General features: G+C 48.3%; 1 rRNA gene. It reads right to left on the minus strand.

The features are described from left to right. Positions 1-31 precede the first annotated feature (31 nt). Positions 32-2,921, minus strand: a 23S ribosomal RNA gene (locus tag H5126_RS21075). Positions 2,922-3,295: the final 374 nt, after the last annotated feature.

A 3,295-nucleotide genomic window follows, 5' to 3' on the forward strand; every position in this document is an offset into this window, starting at 1 on the left:
AAACTGTCGCATAAAACGCGTTTGGCGTTGTATGGTTAAGCCTCACGGGTAATTAGTACAAGTTAGCTTAATGGCTCACACCACTTCCACATCTTGCCTATCAACGTTGTAGTCTTCAACGGCCCTTCAGAGACTTTAAAAGTCTAGTGAGAACTCATCTCGAGGCCTGCTTCGCGCTTAGATGCTTTCAGCGCTTATCAGTTCCGAACGTAGCTACCGGGCAATGCCATTGGCATGACAACCCGAACACCAGCGGTTCGTTCACTCCGGTCCTCTCGTACTAGGAGCAACCCCTCTCAATTCTCAAACGCCCACGGCAGATAGGGACCGAACTGTCTCACGACGTTCTAAACCCAGCTCGCGTACCACTTTAAATGGCGAACAGCCATACCCTTGGGACCGACTTCAGCCCCAGGATGTGATGAGCCGACATCGAGGTGCCAAACACCGCCGTCGATATGAACTCTTGGGCGGTATCAGCCTGTTATCCCCGGAGTACCTTTTATCCGTTGAGCGATGGCCCTTCCATTCAGAACCACCGGATCACTATGACCTACTTTCGTACCTGCTCGACGTGTCTGTCTCGCAGTTAAGCTGGCTTCTACCATTACACTAACCGTACGATGTCCGACCGTACTTAGCCAACCTTCGTGCTCCTCCGTTACTCTTTAGGAGGAGACCGCCCCAGTCAAACTACCCACCAGGCACTGTCCGTAACCCCGATTCAGGGGCCAACGTTAGAACATCAAAACTACAAGGGTGGTATTTCAAGGTTGACTCCACAACAACTAGCGTCGCTGCTTCAAAGTCTCCCACCTATCCTACACATGTAGGTTCAATGTTCAGTGCCAAGCTGTAGTAAAGGTTCACGGGGTCTTTCCGTCTAGCCGCGGGTACACAGCATCTTCACTGCGATTTCAATTTCACTGAGTCTCGGGTGGAGACAGCGTGGCCATGGTTACACCATTCGTGCAGGTCGGAACTTACCCGACAAGGAATTTCGCTACCTTAGGACCGTTATAGTTACGGCCGCCGTTTACCGGGGCTTCGATCAAGAGCTTCTCCCTAAGGATAACCCCATCAATTAACCTTCCGGCACCGGGCAGGTGTCACACCGTATACGTCATCTTGCGATTTTGCACAGTGCTGTGTTTTTAATAAACAGTCCCAGCCACCTGGTCACTGCGGCTCCCGTCCGCTTAGAGAGCAAGTCTCATCACAGATAGGAGCGTACCTTCTCCCGAAGTTACGGTACGATTTTGCCTAGTTCCTTCACCCGAGTTCTCTCAAGCGCCTTAGTATTCTCTACCTGACCACCTGTGTCGGTTTGGGGTACGATTCCATATAATCTGAAGCTTAGAGGCTTTTCCTGGAAGTATGGCATCAACAACTTCATCACCTTAGTGACTCGTCTCGTGTCTCAGTCTTAACAGCAACCCGGATTTACCTAAGTCGCCAACCTACTCACTTTCACATGGACTACCAACGCCATGCTTGTTTAGCCTGCTCCGTCCCCCCATCGCAATTATATCGAGTACAGAAATATTAATCTGTTTCCCATCGACTACGCCTTTCGGCCTCGCCTTAGGGGTCGACTTACCCTACCCTGATTAACATGGGATAGGAACCCTTGGTCTTCCGGCGTGGGAGTTTTTCACTCCCATTATCGTTACTCATGTCAGCATTCGCACTTCTGATACGTCCAGCATACCTCCCGGTACACCTTCAACCGCTTACAGAACGCTCCCCTACCACTCAGAATAAATTCTGAATCCGCAGCTTCGGTGCATAGTTTAGCCCCGTTACATCTTCCGCGCAGACCGACTCGACCAGTGAGCTATTACGCTTTCTTTAAAGGATGGCTGCTTCTAAGCCAACCTCCTGGCTGTCTGGGCCTTTCCACATCGTTTCCCACTTAACTATGACTTTGGGACCTTAGCTGGCGGTCTGGGTTGTTTCCCTCTTCACGACGGACGTTAGCACCCGCCGTGTGTCTCCCGGATATTACTTTACGGTATTCGGAGTTTGCAAAGGGTTGGTAAGTCGGGATGACCCCCTAGCCTTAACAGTGCTCTACCCCCGTAAGTATTCGTCCGAGGCTCTACCTAAATAGATTTCGGGGAGAACCAGCTATCTCCCGGTTTGATTAGCCTTTCACTCCTAGCCACAGGTCATCCCCTAACTTTTCAACGTTAGTGGGTTCGGTCCTCCAGTTGATGTTACTCAACCTTCAACCTGCCCATGGCTAGATCACCGGGTTTCGGGTCTATACCTTGCAACTATTCGCCCAGTTAAGACTCGGTTTCCCTACGGCTACCCTATTCGGTTAACCTCGCTACAAAATATAAGTCGCTGACCCATTATACAAAAGGTACGCAGTCACCCAACAAGTGGGCTCCTACTGCTTGTACGTACACGGTTTCAGGTTCTATTTCACTCCCCTCACAGGGGTTCTTTTCGCCTTTCCCTCACGGTACTGGTTCACTATCGGTCAGTTGGGAGTATTTAGCCTTAGATGATGGTCCACCTATATTCAGTCAAAGTTTCACGTGCTCCGACCTACTCGATTTCACTTAAAATGTCTTTTCATGTACGGGACTATCACCCTGTATCGTGGCACTTTCCAGAGCCTTCCATTAACACATAATAAGCTTAAGGGCTGTTCCGATTTCGCTCGCCGCTACTTTCGGAATCTCGGTTGATTTCTTTTCCTACGGGTACTTAGATGTTTCAGTTCTCCGCGTTCGCCTCGTTAACCTATGTATTCAGTTAACGATACCTGCAAGCAGGTGGGTTTCCCCATTCGGAAATCCTAGTCTCAAGCGCTTTTTACTAGCTTGACTAGGCTTATCGCAAGTTAATACGTCCTTCATCGCCTCCAACTGCCAAGGCATCCACCGTGTACGCTTAGTCACTTAACCATACAACCCAAACGGGTCTTTGTTTTGTGACAGTTTAACTTCGCCAGAAGTTAATATTGAATACTAAAGTAGATACCAATCAATCAACGTAAAACGTTAATCAAATGGCACTGAATGGTACTGCTACCATTCTTTTTTTACTTTTGAAAACTCTTGATAAATACAAAGTATCTATCAGAATTTTATTATCAGCTTTTCCAAATTTTTAAAGAGCATATTAATTAGTTATTCCGAAGAACAAGCACTAATTAACAATCATCTGTGTGGACACTACGAACAAATAAGTTCTAAATCGTATAAGGAGGTGATCCAGCCCCAGGTTCCCCTAGGGCTACCTTGTTACGACTTCACCCCAGTCATGAATCACTCCGTGG

Source organism: Pseudoalteromonas sp. SG45-3 (genome assembly GCF_014164075.1).
Taxonomy (GTDB): domain Bacteria; phylum Pseudomonadota; class Gammaproteobacteria; order Enterobacterales; family Alteromonadaceae; genus Pseudoalteromonas; species Pseudoalteromonas distincta.